The sequence below is a fragment of the Methylobacter luteus IMV-B-3098 genome (assembly GCF_000427625.1).
GTDB lineage: Bacteria > Pseudomonadota > Gammaproteobacteria > Methylococcales > Methylomonadaceae > Methylobacter > Methylobacter luteus.
Window position 1 is genome coordinate 133,298 of sequence record NZ_KE386569.1, and the last position, 18,447, is coordinate 151,744.

General features: G+C 53.0%; 18 protein-coding genes. 17 read left to right on the forward strand and 1 reads right to left on the reverse strand.

The features are described from left to right. Window positions 1-11 precede the first annotated feature (11 nt). Window positions 12-518 carry a cytochrome P460 family protein gene (locus METLU_RS0102610; RefSeq protein WP_027156867.1) on the forward strand — a complete coding sequence of 169 codons (507 nt, stop codon included), beginning with the start codon at window positions 12-14 and terminating at the stop codon, window positions 516-518. An 85-nt stretch (window positions 519-603) separates the two neighbouring features. On the opposite strand, the gene hemF is transcribed toward METLU_RS0102610, so the two are convergent. After that, window positions 604-1,521, reverse strand: a complete 918-nt coding sequence (gene hemF / locus METLU_RS0102615) for an oxygen-dependent coproporphyrinogen oxidase (protein WP_027156868.1) — start codon at window positions 1,519-1,521, stop codon at window positions 604-606. A gap of 139 nt (window positions 1,522-1,660) precedes the next feature. On the opposite strand from hemF, the gene cysM reads away from it, so the two are divergent. The 16 genes from cysM to purF all read left to right on the forward strand — a co-directional run bounded on the left by cysM (window position 1,661) and on the right by purF (window position 18,417). Next, on the forward strand, window positions 1,661-2,551 hold the full coding sequence (gene cysM / locus METLU_RS0102620) for a cysteine synthase CysM (RefSeq protein ID WP_027156869.1): 891 nt from the start codon (window positions 1,661-1,663) through the stop codon (window positions 2,549-2,551). A gap of 30 nt (window positions 2,552-2,581) precedes the next feature. Next, window positions 2,582-4,621, forward strand: coding sequence for a hypothetical protein (locus METLU_RS0102625; RefSeq protein WP_027156870.1), 2,040 nt, complete (start codon window positions 2,582-2,584; stop codon window positions 4,619-4,621). Window positions 4,622-4,634: 13 nt separating this feature from the next. Then, window positions 4,635-5,222: a YdbL family protein gene (locus METLU_RS0102630; protein ID WP_027156871.1), complete on the forward strand. Its 588-nt coding sequence runs from the start codon at window positions 4,635-4,637 to the stop codon at window positions 5,220-5,222. A gap of 2 nt (window positions 5,223-5,224) precedes the next feature. Continuing rightward, on the forward strand, window positions 5,225-6,562 hold the full coding sequence (gene rlmD, locus METLU_RS0102635; RefSeq protein WP_027156872.1) for a 23S rRNA (uracil(1939)-C(5))-methyltransferase RlmD: 1,338 nt from the start codon (window positions 5,225-5,227) through the stop codon (window positions 6,560-6,562). A 136-nt stretch (window positions 6,563-6,698) separates the two neighbouring features. Continuing rightward, a complete protein-coding gene (locus METLU_RS0102640) occupies window positions 6,699-7,997 on the forward strand; it encodes an MFS transporter (RefSeq protein ID WP_027156873.1) in 1,299 nt (432 codons plus the stop codon). A 16-nt stretch (window positions 7,998-8,013) separates the two neighbouring features. After that, on the forward strand, window positions 8,014-8,499 hold the full coding sequence (locus METLU_RS0102645) for a L,D-transpeptidase (protein ID WP_027156874.1): 486 nt from the start codon (window positions 8,014-8,016) through the stop codon (window positions 8,497-8,499). Window positions 8,500-8,567: 68 nt separating this feature from the next. Continuing rightward, window positions 8,568-9,368, forward strand: coding sequence for a tRNA pseudouridine(38-40) synthase TruA (truA, locus tag METLU_RS0102650; protein ID WP_027156875.1), 801 nt, complete (start codon window positions 8,568-8,570; stop codon window positions 9,366-9,368). Window positions 9,369-9,453: 85 nt separating this feature from the next. Beyond that, window positions 9,454-10,323, forward strand: a complete 870-nt coding sequence (locus METLU_RS0102655; protein ID WP_027156876.1) for a DUF2231 domain-containing protein — start codon at window positions 9,454-9,456, stop codon at window positions 10,321-10,323. 161 nt (window positions 10,324-10,484) lie between these two features. Beyond that, on the forward strand, window positions 10,485-11,111 hold the full coding sequence (locus METLU_RS0102660) for a phosphoribosylanthranilate isomerase (RefSeq protein WP_027156877.1): 627 nt from the start codon (window positions 10,485-10,487) through the stop codon (window positions 11,109-11,111). Between the two features lie 4 nt (window positions 11,112-11,115). Next, window positions 11,116-12,318, forward strand: a complete 1,203-nt coding sequence (gene trpB / locus METLU_RS0102665) for a tryptophan synthase subunit beta (RefSeq protein ID WP_027156878.1) — start codon at window positions 11,116-11,118, stop codon at window positions 12,316-12,318. Beyond that, window positions 12,315-13,118, forward strand: coding sequence for a tryptophan synthase subunit alpha (gene trpA, locus METLU_RS0102670; RefSeq protein ID WP_027156879.1), 804 nt, complete (start codon window positions 12,315-12,317; stop codon window positions 13,116-13,118). The genes trpB and trpA overlap by 4 nt, the downstream gene beginning before the upstream one ends. A 106-nt stretch (window positions 13,119-13,224) precedes the next feature. Further along, window positions 13,225-14,211 carry an acetyl-CoA carboxylase, carboxyltransferase subunit beta gene (gene accD / locus METLU_RS24335; protein ID WP_231383688.1) on the forward strand — a complete coding sequence of 329 codons (987 nt, stop codon included), beginning with the start codon at window positions 13,225-13,227 and terminating at the stop codon, window positions 14,209-14,211. A 38-nt stretch (window positions 14,212-14,249) separates the two neighbouring features. Continuing rightward, the gene (folC, locus tag METLU_RS0102680) at window positions 14,250-15,521 is read left to right on the forward strand and encodes a bifunctional tetrahydrofolate synthase/dihydrofolate synthase (RefSeq protein WP_027156880.1); all 1,272 of its coding nucleotides are present in this window, start codon (window positions 14,250-14,252) and stop codon (window positions 15,519-15,521) included. Window positions 15,522-15,530: 9 nt separating this feature from the next. After that, window positions 15,531-16,352 (forward strand): SPOR domain-containing protein, encoded by an 822-nt coding sequence (locus METLU_RS0102685; RefSeq protein ID WP_027156881.1) that lies wholly within the window; start codon window positions 15,531-15,533, stop codon window positions 16,350-16,352. Window positions 16,353-16,386: 34 nt separating this feature from the next. Beyond that, the gene (locus METLU_RS0102690; RefSeq protein ID WP_027156882.1) at window positions 16,387-16,881 is read left to right on the forward strand and encodes a CvpA family protein; all 495 of its coding nucleotides are present in this window, start codon (window positions 16,387-16,389) and stop codon (window positions 16,879-16,881) included. 27 nt (window positions 16,882-16,908) lie between these two features. Next, window positions 16,909-18,417 carry an amidophosphoribosyltransferase gene (gene purF / locus METLU_RS0102695; protein ID WP_027156883.1) on the forward strand — a complete coding sequence of 503 codons (1,509 nt, stop codon included), beginning with the start codon at window positions 16,909-16,911 and terminating at the stop codon, window positions 18,415-18,417. Window positions 18,418-18,447: the final 30 nt, after the last annotated feature.

Sequence of the window (18,447 nt, forward strand, 5' to 3'; positions counted from 1 at the left end):
GGAGAGGTAATATGAAAAAAATGCGGAATCTTAAGTTGAGATTCTCTCTTACCGTGATGTTGTTGGCGCTATCGGCAACGGCAGTAGCGGAAACCAAAACGGCGCCAGCGGCTGCCAAGCCGTCGCACGGGGAATATAAAGACTGGCGATTGCTGTCGGTTTCTCATCGGACCGAGAAAGAAACTTTGCGCGCCATTTTGGGCAACGATACGGCCATAGAAGCCGCGCGCAAGGATCAAACCAAGCCCTGGCCGGACGGTACGGTTTTAGCCAAAGTGGTATGGAAAGAACGCGCGCATCCCAATTGGCCGCAAGCGATCGTGCCCGGCGAATTTGCCGGAGCCGAAGCCATGATCAAGGACAGTAAAAAATATGCCGCTACCGGCGGTTGGGGATTTGCGCATTGGGACGGCAGCAAGCTGGTCATGCACGAGGAAGCCAAGGTCAAGGAATGCTTTGCATGTCACATGCCTATGAAGGACAACGATTACGTTTACACCTTTTCCGCATTGCAATAAGCCCATCGTTAACGGGAGGCCTTGAAAGCCTGCCGGTCCGGACGCGGGAAGGGCTATGTGCTTCCCGCGTCCCATCTTCTGATCGTCAGTTGCCGGCCAGCCAATCCTGCGGCTGCAGATATTGCTCATAAAGCCGCGCCTCGGCACTGCCGGGCTCCGGCTGCCAGTTGTAGCGCCAGTGAGCGACAGGCGGCATGGACATCAGGATCGATTCGGTCCGGCCGCCCGATTGCAGGCCGAACAATGTGCCTCTGTCATAGACCAGGTTGAATTCGACATAGCGGCCCCGGCGGTAAAGCTGGAAATCGCGCTCTCGGTCGCCGAAAGGCGTATCCTTGCGTTTCTGCACGATGGGCAGATAGGCTTCGGTATAATGATTGCCGACGCTTTGCATGAAGGCAAAGCAGCGTTCAAATCCCCACTCATTCAAATCATCGAAAAACAGTCCGCCGGCGCCGCGCGTTTCATTGCGGTGCTTGAGGAAAAAATACTCGTCGCACCATTTTTTGTAGGCAGGATAGACCTGGTCTCCGAAAGGCTGGCAGGCGGCGCGCGCCGTTTGATGCCAATGTATGACGTCTTCGTGGAACGGATAAAACGGCGTCAGATCAAAGCCGCCTCCAAACCACCAGATGGTCGGCTCGCCCGGTTTTTCGGCGATAAAGAAGCGTACATTGGCATGCGAGGTCGGCACATACGGATTATTGGGATGGATGACCAGCGACACGCCCATGGCCTGAAACTCGCGGTCGGCCAGTTCAGGACGCTTGGCCGTGGCCGAAGGCGGCAGATTAATGCCCGATACATGAGAGAAGTTCACGCCGCCCTGCTCGAATACCTGGCCGTTCGCGAGCACGCGCGTTCTGCCGCCGCCTCCTTCCGGCCTTTCCCAATTGTCTTCAATAAACCGGGCTTCGGGTTCCTCGCCTTCCAGGGCAGAGCAGATGTGGTCCTGCAAGCCGAGCAGATAGGATTTTACGCGGGCGATATCATCGGTGTTCATAGGCATATCAAGGGATGAATGTTTAAATAGGCGGGAAATCTATCAGTTTTTATAGGGAATCGGCAAATAAAAACCGAATCTGTGCCGTTCCTTTTTATGGGATAATCACTTCATCTTTTTTTACCCGATAATGACAGCCATGACTTTTCCTACTATCGAATCCTTTGTCGGCAATACGCCGTTAGTCAGACTTCAACGTTTACCCGGTGACACCAGCAATACCATTCTGGTCAAGCTGGAAGGCAACAATCCGGCCGGCTCGGTAAAGGACCGGCCGGCAATCAGCATGATCAAGCATGCCGAGGCCAGAGGCGAAATCAAACCCGGCGACCGGCTGATTGAAGCGACCAGCGGCAATACCGGCATCGCCCTGGCCATGGCCGCGGCCATCAAGGGCTACAGGATGACTTTGATCATGCCCGACAATATGAGCGAGGAACGCCGGGCATCGATGAAAGCCTACGGTGCCGAGATCATTCTGACGCCGGCGGCCGGCAGCATGGAGGCCGCGATCGATCTGGCCCGGGAAATGGAGGCAGCAGGTAAAGGCAAAATCCTCGACCAGTTTTCCAACCCCGACAATCCGCGTGCGCATTATGAAGGCACCGGCCCTGAAATCTGGCGTGACACGCAAGGTACAATCACGCATTTCGTCAGTTCCATGGGCACGACCGGCACGATCATGGGCACGGCCAAATACCTGAAGGAACAGAACTCGGCCATCCAGATCATCGGCGTGCAGCCGGAGGGCGAGTCCAAAATCCCCGGCATCCGGCGCTGGCCCAAGGAATATCTGCCGAAAATTTACCAGGCCGAGCGCGTCGACCGCATTATCGATGTCGATCAGACTTCGGCCGAGAATGTCACGCGCGCGCTGGCGGCCGAGGAGGGCATTTTTGCCGGCATCTCATCGGGCGGCGCCGTGTCCGTGGCACTGAGGCTGTCGGCCGAAGTCGAAAATGCCGTGATCGTGGTCATTATCTGCGATCGGGGCGACCGCTATTTGTCGACCGGCGTTTTTCCGGGCTGATCCGGGTGGCCGGCTGCCTTTGCATTGCTGATGATGAGGATTTTCCTGGCGATTGTCTGTTTTTTGATCGTGCCGTCCGCCAATGCCCTGGATGCCGTTTCGGTCAATATCGGAACCATTCAAGCCAGGGGCTGGCAATTGCAGGGTGTTCATGTCGCCTTGACGGAGCTGGCCAAAAGTCCGCAGCAACTGGACCTGACCATTGACAAGCTGGCCCTGCCCAAGCCTTTTAACGATCTGAATCTGGCCAATATCCGCTGCACGGCTTTTTCCTGGGAGAACAAGACCATGGCCTGCGCCAAGGGGCGGGCTGAAATCCGCTCGCAACGCTGGCAGTCGCCGGCCGCCGATTTTTCTTTTCAGGTGACGGAAAACCGCAGCACCTTCACGTTCACCAATCTGCATTGGGCCGGCGGCCGGTTTGCGGTCGAGGGTGAGGAAATCGGCCATCAATGGCGGCTGAAAGTCCGCGCCCGCAGGGTCGATGCCAGGCTGATGCAGGAATTGATCAAGTTGCCATCGGCTGAACTGAAAGGCGGCCGCATCAGTTTTTGGATCAACGCCTCGGGCTCGCATGACATCATCGATGCTATCAATGTGGCGGTCGATCTGAAAGATCTGTCGGGACAGAGTCTTGATGCGCGTTTTGCCGCCGAAAATCTGAATCTGGCGACCCGGCTGGAAGCCTTCCGTGAAGGCGGAATATGGCAATGGCAAAATCATACGGAAGTCAGCAGTGGTGCGATTTATGCCGAGCCGCTCTATCTGACGGCGGGCGCGCAAACGATTGTGCTGGATGGGCAGGGCGACTGGAATGATAAAACCCGGCAAGCCGGGATCAAGTCGGCCAGCTATCATCATCCGGGCGCGGCGGCATTAAAGGGCGCTGCGGTGATTCGTTATGACCATGGCGTAAAAGTCGAAAAGGCCGATATGACGCTGACCAGCGAGGATCTGGCGGAGCTGTCGGCGGCCTATCTAAAGTCACTGTTTGAAGCGACGGCACTGGAAGGCGTGTCTCTGGCGGGACGGATGAAGGCCGACTTTTCCATCGCGCAGAATGCGTTGACCGGTCTGACCGCCGGTTTTAGCGACCTGGATGTGAACGATGAATCGGGGCGCCTGGCGATTCAGGGCGGCGCCGGCATCATCAACTGGTCCAGTAACGAAACCTTTAACAGACCCTCGGAATTGGTCTGGCAGCGACTACAGGTACGCGCCTTGCCTGCTGGTCCGGCCCGGCTTTCATTTCTGGCCAGGGCAGGAACTATCAGTCTGCTCGAGAAGACTAAGTTGCCTTTTTTGGACGGTATTATCGCCGTCAATGAGTTTAAATGGCAGAGCAGGCCGGAGGGGGAGCCTGAGGTTTACTTCGAAGGCAATGTCGACAAGGTGTCGCTGGAGCAATTATCAAACGCGCTGAACTGGACGCCGTTGTCCGGAACGATCAGCGGTCATATTCCCGGCGTCGATTACCGCGACAAAACGCTGAGCCTGGAAGGCGAGCTGAACATCAAGGTTTTTGGCGGAGAGGTCAAGGTCACGAACGTGGCATCGTCGGGACTGTTTACCGATTTCCCGAAGTTTCATGCCGAACTGGAAATCGACAACCTGGATCTGGATCAATTGACGCGCCGGTTTGAGTTCGGCGGCATCACCGGGCGGTTGTCGGGCTATGTCCAGCAGTTGTATATGGAAAACTGGAAGCCGGTCAGTTTTTATGCCTGGTTCGGCACGCCCGATGACGATGATTCCAGACACCGGATCAGTCAGAAAGCGGTCAGGAATATCGCCAGCATCGGCGGCGGAGGTGCGGCAGATGTCCTGTCCAGAAGTTTTCTGCGTTTTTTTGAAACGTTCATGTACGACAAGATCGGCGTGGGCTGTTACCTGCACGAAGGCGTCTGCCAAATGATGGGCGTGGAAGCGGCGCAGCAGGGCTATTATCTTATTAAAGGCGGTGGTCTGCCGCGGATCGACGTGATCGGCTATAATCCGCGGGTTGACTGGAACGTGTTGATGGAGCGGTTGGCACGTATTTCAACTACCGATGAAGTACGCATAGAATAATTGGGAGCAAATCATGAAAAAAATAGCCGTATTCGGCGCATTATTGTTGACCGCCTGTGTGACGATCAATATTTATTTCCCGGCCGCGGCCGCGGAAAAGGCTGCCGATGAAATCATCAAAGGCATCCAGGAAGAGGAGACGCCGGAAAAAACCGAGCCCAGATCCAGTCTGTCCGATTGGCAGGTAGCTGTTTTCCGGTCGCTGGACAGCGTTATCAATGTAATGGTTTCGCCGGCGCAGGCCGAGGAGGCTAATTTATCCATTGACAGCCCGGAAATCAGGCAGGCGCGCGCCGTTATGCAAAGCCGTTTTCCATCGTTAAAGCGCTATTATGATGCCGGCTATATCGGCATACAGGCAGACGGGCTGTTAACAGTAAGAGATGCCGGCAAAGTGCCTCTGCAGGACAGAAACAAAGTCAACAAATTGGTTGCGGCCGAAAATGCCGACCGCGAGCATCTTTACCAGGCCATTGCCAAAGCCAATGGTCATCCCGAATGGGTCGCCCAAATCAAATCAACCTTTGCCACCCGCTGGATCAATAACGCTCAGCGCGGCTGGTGGTATCAATCATCTAACGGAAGTTGGAAGCAGAAGTAAGCATGTCACGTAACAGATCGAGAAAAAAGCAGCTGCCGGAAACACCGGTCAGGGTCACCATAGAATCGCTGGCGCATGACGGGCGCGGCGTCACGCATGTGGAAGGCAAGGTCGTCTTTATAGATGAGTCGTTGCCGGGCGAGGATGTCGAGTTTGTCTATACCGAAATCCGCCGGGATTATGCCGAAGGCAAGGTGGTCAATCTATTGAGCCGCGCCAATGACCGTGTTGATGCCGAGTGCGCGCACTATGGCATCTGCGGCGGTTGCAGCTTTCAGCATGTCGACTCAAGCGCGCAAATCCGCATCAAGCAGGATCTGCTGATCGAGCAGTTCAGGCGCATCGGTAAAGTGGAGATTCCGCAATTGTGGGAGCCGCTGGAAGGGCCGCATTGGGGCTATCGGCGCAAGGCGCGCATGGGCGTCAAATACGTCGCCAAGAAAAATCGCGTGCTGGTGGGCTTCAGGGAAAGACGCCATCCGTATCTGGCCGAGATCGACAGTTGCATCGTCATGCATCCGATCGTGGGCAAGCGGCTGACCGCGTTGGGCGAGATGATCGCCGATTTGACGATCAGAGATAAAATTCCGCAGATCGAAGTGGCGATCGGCGATGACGACTGCGTGCTGGCTATCCGCGTGCTGGAGCCGCCGACCGATGCCGACAGGGAGCGCATGCGCGCGTTCGGACGAGAGCACCGCATGAGCATCTGCCTGCAGCCGAAAGGCCCTGACACCATCGAGCCACTGGACGGCGAGCCGGAAGTCATACCGACTTATGCGTTGCCGGATCAGTCCGTGGAATTCAAATTCAGACCGGCCATGTTCACGCAGGTCAATTACGAGATCAATCGGCAGATGATCAACCGCGTGCTGGATACGCTGGATCTCAATGAAAACGATACGGTTCTGGACCTGTTTTGCGGCCTCGGCAATTTCACGCTGCCGATGGCAAGATTTGCCGGCCGCGTCGTCGGCGTCGAAGGCGATCTGCCGCTGGTCAGGCACGCCAGGGAAAACGCGCGCCATAACGGCATAGAGAACGTGGAATTTTATGCCGCCGATTTAAGCAAGGACATCAGCGATCAGCCCTGGGCCAACCGCAAGTACAACAAGATCATGCTTGACCCGTCCAGAGCCGGCGCCTCGGAAGTGCTGCCTCATTTCAAAAAATGGAGTCCCGAGCAGATCGTTTATGTATCCTGCAATCCGTCAACACTGGCTCGCGATGCCGGCATACTGGTCAATGAGTTAGGCTACAAGCTGATCAAAGCCGGCGTCATGGATATGTTCCCACAGACCGGGCATGTGGAATCGATCGCTTTATTCGAAAAGAAATAGTGTTTAGATTGTTTATAGCCCAGGGATGGGCGTATAAAGCAGTGCCGCCTATAGAATTCAGTTATGTATCCAATTTCGGTAACGCTCATGGTTTTTTTGCGCCTGTAATTTCTGCATACAACAGTTAGAATAAGCCATGACAACCCAAAACACGACGCCTTCCATTGCCCATATAGCCTTTGCCAGCTTTATCGGCACAGCCATTGAATTCTATGATTTTTATATCTATGCGACGGCTTCGGCTTTGGTGATCGGGCGCGTGTTTTTTCCGCAGAGCGACCCGGCGGTTCAGGCGATGAGCGCTTTTCTGACGTTTGGCATTGCTTTTATCGCGCGGCCATTGGGAGCGGTGCTGTTCGGTCATTTCGGCGACCGGATCGGGCGCAAGGCGACTTTGGCGGCTTCACTGTTGGTCATGGGTTTGTCTACGCTCCTGATCGGCTGCCTGCCCGGCTATGACACGCTAGGCACATGGGCGCCGGTTGCGCTTTGCCTGTTGCGCTTCGGGCAGGGTCTGGGTCTGGGCGGCGAGTGGGGCGGGGCGGTGCTGCTGGCCACGGAATATGCGCCAGCCGGCCGCCGGGCCTGGTACGGCATGTTTCCGCAACTGGGACCGTCCGTGGGTTTTTTGCTGGCGACGCTGAGTTTCTGGCTGCTTGCGGTCAGCTTGAACGATGCGGACTTTCAGGCTTGGGGCTGGCGTCTGCCTTTTCTGGCCAGTGGCGTACTGGTCGCGGTGGGTTTGTATGTGCGCATGAAGCTAGCCGAAACGCCCGAGTTTTCAGCACTTCTGCAGCAACAGCCACCTTTGAAAATGCCGCTGACGGTTTTGCTGAGGCAGCACCTGCGTGCCGTGTTGCTGGGCGCTCTGGCGATGGTGGTCTGTTACACGTTGTTTTATACCGCGACGGTATTCTGCCTGAGTTACGGGACCAATACATTATCGATTCCCCGGCAGCAATTTTTAGGCATGCTGTGTGTGGCTATCTTATTCATGGCACTCGCAACGCCGTTATCGGCCTGGGCCAGTGACAGGTTCGGCCGCAGCCCCGTGCTGTTGATCAGCGGTTTTGTCGCCGTTCTGGCGGGTTTTGCGCTCGCTCCGATGCTGAGCAGCGGATCAGTGTTGCAAATCACGCTATTTTTGTCGCTGTCGCTTTTCTTGATGGGTGCAACCTTTGCGCCGATGGGCGCTTTGCTGCCCGAGTTGTTTCCGGTGGCGGTGCGCTACACGGGGGCGGGTGCCGCCTATAACCTCGGTGGCATTCTAGGCGCGTCGTGTGCGCCGTATATTTCGCAATTGCTGGTTAATCAGGGCGGACTGGCCTGGGTGGGCGGTTATGTTTCGGCGGCCGCTTTAATTAGTTTTTTAGCGGTTTGGCGTATCGGTGAAACCGGGAAGCGGTCAATGACCGAATGCTACGACTTAAGGTAAAAATCCAATTGGGCCTATGAAAACCGATTTATTTCTGGATATTTCAATCAGCCATCAACAGCTGAGTATTATAGACAACGGCCAAATCCTGCAAAGTTATGCCGTGTCCACAGCCAGAAACGGCGCTGGCGAGCGCCGAGGCAGCGAATGTACGCCGACAGGTTGGCACAAGGTCAGGGCGAAAATCGGCGCCGGTCAGCCGCTGCATGCGGTTTTTGTCGGCAGGCGGCCGACCGGCGAAATTTACAGCGCCGAATTGGGCGGGCAGTATCCGCAGCGGGACTGGATATTAACGCGGATTCTGTGGCTGGGTGGACTGGAGCCGGGAAAGAATCGCTACGGCGAAGTCGATACAGCCTGGCGGTACATTTACATCCATGGCTGTCCCGATGAGTTAATGAACGGCAAGCCTGAGTCGCACGGTTGTATCCGTATGAAAAATGCCGATGTGCTGGATTTGTTTGATCGCGTGCAAGCCGGGATGCCGGTTTATATCCATTAATGGTAATGAGAGTATAGTTTAATGTTGTGTTATGGCGGCGGGCCGATTGCCCGCAAGGGTCTGAAATGATGCGTATCGTTTTAGGCGTGGAGTATGATGGCAGCGGCTTTTCAGGATGGCAGTGGCAGCCCGATAAGCGCAGTATTCAGCAAACGCTCGAGCAGGCCCTGTCGAAAGTCGCGGATCAGCCCGTTACCGTGATGTGTGCCGGCAGGACCGATGCCGGCGTGCATGCTTTTGAACAAGTTGTGCATTTTGATGTCGATGTAAAAAGGGAATTGCATGCCTGGATGTTAGGCGGCAACAGCAATTTGCCCGATGATGTTAAAATCACCTGGATAAAAGCGGCGGTAGGCGATTTTCATGCCCGATACAGCGCCGTCGCGCGTTTTTATCGCTATATCATACTGAATCGTCCGGCTAAACCGGCCTTGCAGCATGGTCGGGTCACCTGGTGCTATAACCCGCTGGATGCCGATAAGATGCATCAGGCGGCGCAGTATCTGATCGGCAATCATGATTTTTCCTCGTTCAGGGCGCAGGGCTGCCAGTCTAAAAGTCCCTGGCGCATCATGCATTTTATTGACGTCTATCGACAAGGCGATCAAGTGATCATGGATATTTCCGCCAATGCTTTTTTGCACCACATGGTCAGGAATATTGCTGGTGTATTGATGGCTATTGGCATGGGCAAACAGCCTGTAGATTGGACCCGGGAATTGCTTAGGGTGAAAAGCCGTAAGCTGGGCGGCATCACGGCGCCTCCCGAAGGGCTTTATTTAGGTGCGGTTTATTATCCTGAACATTATTGTATTGCCAAACATGCGGTATTTGATAAATTGCCGGCCGATGCCAAACGGTTTGACTGATTTGATGGTCAGATTAAAGGTGTGTTGCCTGATTTGCAATTATCAATGTTTCGGGTTAGTTTCTTTTTTCTAATAAACGACAAGTATGATTGATGTGAGTAACTTTTTATCTTTCCAGGTTCATGGCGGTGGCGACCATGGCGGCGGCGTTGCGAATAGTGTGGCTGGCTTTCTCAGTTTTATCGAAGGGCTTTTAAGCAAAGAGCCGACAGATATTTTTTCAGTCCTTATGCCTGGCTTGGCGGGCTTGCATAATATTCATCCGCTGTTGGTGCATTTTCCTATCGCATTTTTATCGGCATTTTTTGCTTTGGATTTAGTTGGCACGCTGGCAAAAAAAGCGCAATGGCGCACTGCCGCTAGTTGGCTTCTTTATTTTGGCACTGTCGCCACTGTGTTTGCAGTGATTTCCGGCTTTATGGCCGCTGATTCTGTAGCGCATGGGGAAAATGTGCATGATATTATGGAGCGTCTTGAACAGATTGGCATTGCTGCGCTGGTCATTGCTGTTCTGCTTTCGATTTGGCGCATTGCAAGCAGAGGTTTGATTCAGGGCGTGGCAAATGGTCTTTTTCTGACTTTGACTGCATTGCTTTGTAGCTTGATAGTATTGGGCTCCGATCTGGGCGGACTGATGGTTTATAAGTACGGCGTGGGCGTTGAAGCTGTCACACAGCCGAAAGATGGTCACATGCATGGTCAGCAGGATGCTGAGGATGATCATGATCATGGCCATAAGCATGGTCAGGGGGATTCGGAAGATAGCCCAGCGCCCGCTTCTGAGCATACGGGAAGCAGTCATGCGCTCGATCATGAGTATGCGGCAGATACCCCTGTGCATCATCACGAAGAGGCAGTGGCCGGCCATACGCACGATCAAGAGCATGCGACAGACAACCATGCGCACGATCATAAGCATGCATCCGATGGCCATACCCACACTCACACGCATTGATCCTATTCTGCGTCATCAAACATAAGGCTGGCTTATGTCAGCCTTTTTTATTGGACTCGCGATTGTTTAATAACGAATTTTTTATATATTGCAGGCGCCACCAGCTCGGTTTTATGTTATTCTAGTCGGCTGGTTTTTTGAACAAATTCTCATATCACTTTATGCGAACTCGCGTTAAAATTTGCGGCTTTACCCGTGTTGAAGATGCCGTTTGTGCCGCTCAATTGAGCGTGGACGCGATTGGCCTGGTTTTCTATCCACCCAGTCCAAGAAATGTTGATATCGAGCAGGCTGTTAAAATCGTCAATGCCTTGCCGGCATTCGTCTCCGTTGTGGCTTTGTTTGTCGATGAACAGGAAGCGAGGATACGTGAGGTTCTGGAACGGGTGCCGGTCGATTGCCTCCAGTTTCATGGCGATGAGCCAGCCGAGGCTTGTCGGATTTATGGTAAACGCTATATGAAAGCGGTCAGCATGCAGCAAGGCGTCAATATCCCGGCTCTGACGCAGCACTATCACGATGCGGCGGGATTGCTTCTGGATGCCTGGCATCCGGATGCCAAAGGCGGAACGGGCAGTCGGTTTGACTGGGATTTGATTCCGCGGCAGTGCGCCTTGCCGATCGTGCTGGCAGGCGGACTGGCTGCGGAAAATGCAAAGCAGGCTGTACAGGCGGTAAGGCCGTATGCGCTCGATGTCAGCAGTGGCGTGGAGGCGGAGAAAGGGATTAAGGATGCGCTGAAAATGGCGGCATTTTTAAGAGCAGTTAATGAGGGTGACAAAAGTTAATAACATGACAAAAAAATATAATATGCCCGATGAGCGGGGACATTTCGGCCCCTACGGCGGAATGTTTGTAGCAGAAACATTAATACCACCTATTCAGGAATTAAATGCAGCCTATCAGCAGTATTTAACAGACCCGGATTTCATTGCCGAGCTGGATGCCGATTTAAAATATTATGTCGGCCGTCCTTCGCCTTTGTATCATGCAGAACGCTGGAGCCGCGAGCTGGGCGGCGCGCAAATCTATTTGAAGCGCGAAGACCTCAATCATACCGGTGCGCATAAGGTCAACAATACAATCGGTCAGGCATTGCTGGCCAAACGCATGGGCAAGACGCGCATCATCGCCGAGACCGGTGCCGGCCAGCATGGTGTTGCGACAGCAACGGTCGCGGCACGGCTGGGGCTCGAGTGCGTGGTCTACATGGGCGCTGTCGACGTGGCGCGTCAGGCATTGAACGTTTACCGCATGAAGCTCCTGGGCGCTAAAGTCGTCGCGGTCGAGTCCGGTTCAAAAACCCTCAAGGATGCACTGAACGAAGCCCTCCGGGATTGGGTTACCAACGTCGACAATACTTTTTACATTATCGGCACCGTAGCAGGTCCGCATCCTTATCCGGCCATGGTCAGGGATTTCCAGGCCATTATCGGCCGCGAAGCCAAGCAGCAATGCCAGGAAATGACCGGACGCCTGCCCGATGCGCTGGTCGCCTGCGTCGGTGGCGGCTCCAATGCCATCGGTCTGTTCTACCCGTTTATCGATGATGCTTCGGTCAAAATGTACGGTGTTGAAGCGGCCGGTGACGGCATCGAAACAGGCCGCCATTCCGCACCGTTATGCGCGGGACGTCCGGGCGTTTTACATGGCAACCGCACGTATCTGATGGAAGATGACGACGGCGAAATCATCGAAACGCATTCGATTTCGGCGGGTCTGGATTATCCGGGCGTAGGTCCGGAGCATGCATGGCTCAAGGATACCGGCCGGGCGCAGTACGTCAATATTACCGATAATGAGGCTTTGGAAGGGTTTCATGCCCTGACACGCATGGAAGGCATTATTCCGGCACTGGAGTCCAGCCATGCCATGGCCTATACCATGAAACTGGCCCCGACCATGAAAAAGGACGAAATCATCATTGTGAATCTGTCCGGTCGCGGTGATAAAGACATGCATACGATGGCACAACGCGAGGGCATAGCACTGTGAGCCGATTAGCCGCTAAATTTGAAGAACTCTCTAAAGCCGGCCGCAAGGCTTTGATTCCGTTTATCACGGCCGGCGACCCGCATCCTGACTTTACTGTGCCTATGATGCACGCGATGGTTAAGGCCGGCGCCGATGTTATCGAGCTGGGCGTTCCATTTTCTGATCCGATGGCCGATGGGCCTGTTATCCAGCGGGCCAGCGAGCGCGCGCTGGTGCAGAAAATGAGCCTGCGCAAGACTTTAGCCCTGGCTGAGGAATTCAGAAAAACCGATACACACACACCTTTGGTATTGATGGGTTATTTAAATCCTATTGAAGCCATGGGTTATGAGGCTTTCGCCAATGCCGCGCAACAGGCCCAGATTGACGGCGTATTGACGGTCGATCTGCCGCCCGAGGAAGGCGAGGAATGCATGGGCCTGCTCAAGGCGCGCGGCATCGATCCGATTTTCCTGCTGGCGCCGAACAGCAGCGATGAGCGCATCAGAAAAATGGACGCCCTGGGCAGCGGATATCTTTACTATGTTTCCCTGAAAGGCGTCACCGGCGCAGGCCATCTGAATACGGCCGATGTTGAAAACAAGCTGAAGCAGATAAGGGCGAATACCCGTTTGCCGGTCGGTATCGGTTTCGGCGTCAAGGATGCTGAAACAGCCAAGACTATCGCGGGGATAGGTGACGGCGTGGTCATCGGCAGTACGTTGATCAGTAAAATTGAAGCGAATCTACATGAACCCGAACGGGCTAAACATGAAATTGTTGAATTATTGTCAGCCATGCGTCAGGCAATGGACAGTTGAGGCATAGTATAGAACGCAATTACATCCGGTTGCTTATAACCGGATGTAATGGTTTACCACGAGCCGGTTTACCGTTGTAAGCATATGATGAAGCGCTACGGAGCGTATAGTAATGAGTTGGTTTAAGAAATTAGTTCCTTCGACAATCAGAATAAACGGGTCGAACAAAAGAAATTCCGTGCCGGAAGGCTTGTGGAACAAGTGCCCCAGTTGTAATGCGATTCTTTACAATATTGAGCTGGAGAGAAACTTCAGTGTCTGTCCGAAATGCGAACATCATTTGCGCATTTCGGCCAGAGCGCGCCTGAATATGTTTCTGGATGAGGAAGGGCGTGAAGAAATCGGCAAGAATGTGAAGCCTACCGATCCTCTAAAGTTCAAAGACAGCAAGAAATACAAGGACCGGATTGCGCAAGCGCAAAAACAAACCAAGGAAAGCGACGCGATGGTGGTCATGAAAGGCAAGCTGAAGGGCAAGGACATTGTTGTTGCGGCCTTCGACTTCAATTTCATGGGCGGCTCGATGGGCTCTGTTGTCGGCGAGCGATTTGTCCGCGGCATCAATACGAGTCTTGCGCTGGGTGCGCCTTTTGTAGTCTTTACAGCCAGCGGCGGGGCGCGCATGCAGGAATCATTATTTTCATTATTCCAGATGGCAAAAACCAGCGCCGCATTAACGAAATTGTCCGAAGCCGGCATTCCTTACATTTCCTTTATGACCGATCCCACTATGGGCGGTGTGTCGGCCAGTCTAGCCATGCTGGGCGATATTAACGTGGCCGAACCCAAGGCGCTGATCGGTTTCGCGGGGCCTCGCGTCATAGAGCAGACCGTCCGCGAGAAATTGCCCGAAGGTTTTCAGCGCAGTGAGTTTTTACAGGAACATGGCGCTATCGACATGATCATAGACAGACGTGAGATGCGCGATAAAATAGCCAGCATTTTATCCATGCTGATGGCAGGCAGGGTAGAGACAGAAACAGAAGCACTGATCGAGTCAGTAGTAGACGTATTTGCCCCGATTGAATCGGTAGCAGCCATTGCCGAAACCGAAGAATTTGCCGATAGCCCCCAATCCGAGCTGGACGCGTAATTCCCTTATGCCTATCAGTATTCAGGCATTATCAGTTAATGATGCATTTTGATTCGTTACAAGGCTGGCTGACCTGGCAAGAAAGCTTACATCCGCTGACAATAGACTTGGGATTGGAACGGGCAGCACGGGTTTTTCATGCCCTTAATCCCGATGGAGTTAAACCTCCGACCATTACAGTTGCTGGCACTAACGGCAAAGGCTCGTGTATCGCTTATCTTGAAGCCATCTACAGAGCCCAGGGCTATCGCGTCGGTGCGTATACTTCTCCGCACATTCTGAAGTATAACGAAAGAATCAAGATAGACGGTAAACCGATATCGGATGAGTTGATTTGTGAGGCTTTTTCCAGGATCGAATCGGTTCGCGGCGATATCTCGTTAAGTTATTTTGAATTTGGCACCCTGGCGGCGCTGGATATATTCCGGCGTTCGGAGTTGGATATCCAATTGCTCGAAGTCGGCCTGGGCGGACGTCTGGATGCAGTCAATATTATCAATCCCAACGTGGCTCTGATAACGAGTATCTGTATTGATCATGTCGATTGGCTCGGCGAAACCCGCGAAGCTATCGGCAGGGAAAAAGCCGGCATTTTCCGGGTCGCTACGCCCGCTATAGTCGGTGACCCCGAGCCGCCGGCATCCTTGGTGCAGGTCGCTGCCGACGAGCAGGCGCGGCTCTATTGCCTGGGCAAGGATTTTGGCTATAAAAAACAGGCAACGGGGTGGGACTGGTTTGCAGGCGACCGGCAACTGACCCAATTACCCGAACCGGGCTTAAAAGGCGAGCATCAGTTTCGTAATGCGTCATCGGTTATCTTGGCAGTAGCCGAAATGGCTGAAATTTTACCTGTCAGTGAAGCATCAATTCGGCACGGGCTGGAGAAAGTCCAATTAGCCGGCCGGTTCCAATTGATCGATGACCAAATTCCAGTGCTGCTGGATGTGGGTCACAACCCTCAGGCGGTAAGAACGCTGGCTGATTATGTGGCCGCGACGTTTCCCGGCAGGCGCATACATGCCGTTTTTTCAATGATGAAAGATAAAGACATCGCCGGTGTGATTGAAATCATGCATCCGGTGGTCTTTGACTGGTTTTTTGCGCCTTTAGCCAATCCCCGTGCGGCTACGGAAACGCTTATGCGTGAGATTTTCGCGCAAAGTTCAGTGTCTAATGTATTTTTCGGTTTTAACGGTTTTTCCGACGCATTCGCTGCTGCAAAAAACCAGTCCCAGGAAGGCGATCTGCTGCTGGTTTTTGGATCGTTTTTTCTGGTATCTGATTGCCTGGCTGAATTTGAAAAAAGGTGAGTTGATAAAATGGATCAAGAGTTAAAACAACGATTAATCGGTGCGGTAGTTGTAACGGCGCTGGCTGCCATTTTTATTCCTATGCTGTTTGATGATCCTGTCGATAATAGCGGTCAAGTCGTCAGCGAATTGATTATTCCCGAGGCGCCGATTGTCGAAGAAAATGCGGATAGATTGCCCGCTAATGCCGAGCAGGTTCTGAATCCAGCGAAGGATGAATCTTCAAGCGCTGAGAATGCTGCTTATCCTGACAGACCTCTCAATGAAACAGAAATTGCCCAGGCTGAATTGAGTCAGGAAGAACTGAATTATCCTGGCCCTGCGGATGCTGAAGGCGCGCAGGAGTTTGGAATCGTAGAAGAGGCCGCGCAAGTGGTCGAGGAACCGATAGAAGCCGGTCCCCAAGTCATGCCGGAGAAAACGCATCACGAGAAACCAGTCGATGCTAAAGCGCCGGTTGTGGCTAAGAAGCCTGTGAGAGAGTCAAAAACGGTTGCCGCAAAATCAATGCATGGAGAGACAGTCCATGAAAAACCGATAGAAACAAATAAACCCGCTGAACCGCAAAAAGCCGCGCCTGCGAAATCAGGTGTTGGTCTGACGCGCTGGTACATACGTGCGGGAAGTTTCAGTCGCGAAGAAAACGCCACGACACTGTGGACTGAATTACGTAAACAAGGTTTTCCCGTGTCACTGGAAACTGCTCAGGTTAACGGAAAAACTTTATACCGCCTCAAAGTCGGTCCCGAGCTGGATCAAAAACGCGCTATAGCCATGCAGGAAAAATTGAATAAGCAAAATAAGATCAAGTCCATTCTGGTCTCAGAGTGAGACTGACTGAAACGCAGATAAAGCGGGCAGGCGTATGATCTGGGTGGACTTTGTCATTATTGGCCTCGTTTTTATTTATCTGGTCATAGGCTTGATACGCGGTTTTGGCAAGGAAGCGTTTTCATTAGTGTTCTGGGTTTTGGCAGTCTGGGTGGGCTTGAATTTCAGTCGTGAGTTTTCGCGTTTTCTGGGGCCGGCTATCAGCTACCCGTTAGCCAGAATCGCCGTATCGTTTGTATGCCTGTTGGTGATCACGCTGATTCTCGGTGCCCTGATCAGCTTTTTATTGGGAGAAGAATCAGTTAATAATAACGGATTAACCGTTAGCGATCGATTTCTCGGCATGATTTTTGGCTTTGTCCGAGGGTTGGTTGTTGTCGCGGTCATGATCATGCTGGCAGGGCTGACATCGTTGCCGGAAGATTCCTGGTGGAAAGAATCTCAATTTATTCCACCTTTTCAATCGCTCGCGCTTTGGCTGCGGGATCATAACCCGTCAGGTGTGGCAGGTTATATTAATTATCATTAATATTTGTAAGGATCAGGTTAAAAAAGAATGTGTGGTATTGCTGCTATCGTTTCACATCAAGCTGTTAATCAGGAATTATATGATGCCTTAACAGTTTTGCAACATCGAGGCCAGGATGCCGCAGGAATCGTCACTTGTGAGAAAGGGCGACTGCATTTGCGCAAAGAGAACGGGCTGGCGCGGGATGTTTTTAACAATGACCAGATGATGAGACTAAGGGGCAATATGGGCATTGCCCATGTACGTTATCCTACGGCCGGCTGTACCAGTTCCGCCGAAGCTCAGCCTTTCTACGTGAACTCTCCTTTCGGTTTGACGCTGGCGCATAATGGCAATCTGACTAACACCGAAGAGTTGAAAAAAGCCTTGTTTGTCGAAGACCAGCGCCATATTAATACCGACTCCGATTCCGAGGTTCTGCTAAATGTTTTTGCCCATGAGTTACAAACATTGGGTAAATTGCAATTAAGCGTGGATGATGTGTTTGCGGCCGTATCGGGCGTACACCGGCGCTGCCGAGGCGCTTATGCGGTTGTAATTATGATTGCCGGGTTTGGGGTTCTGGGCTTCAGGGACCCGCATGGTATCCGGCCTGTGGTGTTTGGTGAAAGGAAGTCTGACCAGGGGTCGGAATTCATGATTGCTTCGGAAAGTGTGGCATTGGATGTACTCGGCTTTGAACTGATCAGAGACCTTGAGCCCGGCGAAGCCGTATTTATCGAGGAGTCAGGCGTATTGCACACTAAACAGTGTGCCGATACGGTCGATCACTGTCCTTGTATTTTTGAGTATGTGTATTTCGCCCGTCCTGATTCCATCATTGATGATATCTCCGTCTATAAGGCCCGTTTGCGTATGGGCGAGAAACTGGCTGCAAAAGTGCTGCGCGAATGGCCGGATCATGATATTGATGTCGTCATCCCGATTCCCGATACCAGTCGCACGGCCGCTTTGCAGATGGCCAATGTGCTCGGCGTCAAGTTCCGCGAAGGCTTCATGAAAAACCGCTATATCGGCCGGACTTTTATCATGCCCGGTCAGAAGATGCGGCAAAAATCGGTCAGGCAAAAGTTAAACGCCATAGGTCTGGAGTTCGAAGGCAAGAATGTATTGCTGGTTGACGATTCGGTCGTCAGGGGCACGACTTCCGAGCAGATTATCCAGATGGCCCGGGATGCCGGCGCCAGAAAAGTTTATTTTGCGTCCGCGGCGCCGCCTGTTCGCTATCCGAATGTTTACGGCATCGATATGCCGGCCGCTCACGAACTGATCGCGCATAATCGTTCCGAGGAAGAGGTATGCGCAGCGATCGGGGCCGACCGCATGATTTATCAGGATTTAGGCGATTTGATCGATGCCGTCCGCAAAGGAAATCCGAACATCAAGCATTTCGACACTTCATGTTTCAGCAATGAATACATTACCGGCGATATCGATGAGGCCTATCTGGAGCGCATTGAAGCTCAGCGTAACGATAGTGCGCAGGCAGAACGCAATTCGCAGAATTTTATTATCGAAATGCAGAATTGCGGTTGAGGCACAACAAGGTGCGGAACGCTCATTGAT

Bases quoted from the DNA above. Each gene is read 5' to 3' on its own strand.
- folC (WP_027156880.1), top strand. From the start codon at position 14,250: ATGATGCATTTTGATTCGTTACAAGGCTGGCTGACCTGGCAAGAAAGC.
- METLU_RS0102625 (WP_027156870.1), top strand. From the start codon at position 2,582: ATGATGAGGATTTTCCTGGCGATTGTCTGTTTTTTGATCGTGCCGTCC.
- truA (WP_027156875.1), top strand. From the start codon at position 8,568: ATGCGTATCGTTTTAGGCGTGGAGTATGATGGCAGCGGCTTTTCAGGA.
- METLU_RS0102645 (WP_027156874.1), top strand. From the start codon at position 8,014: ATGAAAACCGATTTATTTCTGGATATTTCAATCAGCCATCAACAGCTG.
- purF (WP_027156883.1), top strand. From the start codon at position 16,909: ATGTGTGGTATTGCTGCTATCGTTTCACATCAAGCTGTTAATCAGGAA.
- METLU_RS0102640 (WP_027156873.1), top strand. From the start codon at position 6,699: ATGACAACCCAAAACACGACGCCTTCCATTGCCCATATAGCCTTTGCC.
- METLU_RS0102660 (WP_027156877.1), top strand. From the start codon at position 10,485: ATGCGAACTCGCGTTAAAATTTGCGGCTTTACCCGTGTTGAAGATGCC.
- trpB (WP_027156878.1), top strand. From the start codon at position 11,116: ATGACAAAAAAATATAATATGCCCGATGAGCGGGGACATTTCGGCCCC.
- rlmD (WP_027156872.1), top strand. From the start codon at position 5,225: ATGTCACGTAACAGATCGAGAAAAAAGCAGCTGCCGGAAACACCGGTC.
- METLU_RS0102655 (WP_027156876.1), top strand. From the start codon at position 9,454: ATGATTGATGTGAGTAACTTTTTATCTTTCCAGGTTCATGGCGGTGGC.
- hemF (WP_027156868.1), bottom strand. From the start codon at position 1,521: ATGAACACCGATGATATCGCCCGCGTAAAATCCTATCTGCTCGGCTTG.
- METLU_RS0102630 (WP_027156871.1), top strand. From the start codon at position 4,635: ATGAAAAAAATAGCCGTATTCGGCGCATTATTGTTGACCGCCTGTGTG.
- METLU_RS0102685 (WP_027156881.1), top strand. From the start codon at position 15,531: ATGGATCAAGAGTTAAAACAACGATTAATCGGTGCGGTAGTTGTAACG.
- METLU_RS0102690 (WP_027156882.1), top strand. From the start codon at position 16,387: ATGATCTGGGTGGACTTTGTCATTATTGGCCTCGTTTTTATTTATCTG.
- METLU_RS0102610 (WP_027156867.1), top strand. From the start codon at position 12: ATGAAAAAAATGCGGAATCTTAAGTTGAGATTCTCTCTTACCGTGATG.
- cysM (WP_027156869.1), top strand. From the start codon at position 1,661: ATGACTTTTCCTACTATCGAATCCTTTGTCGGCAATACGCCGTTAGTC.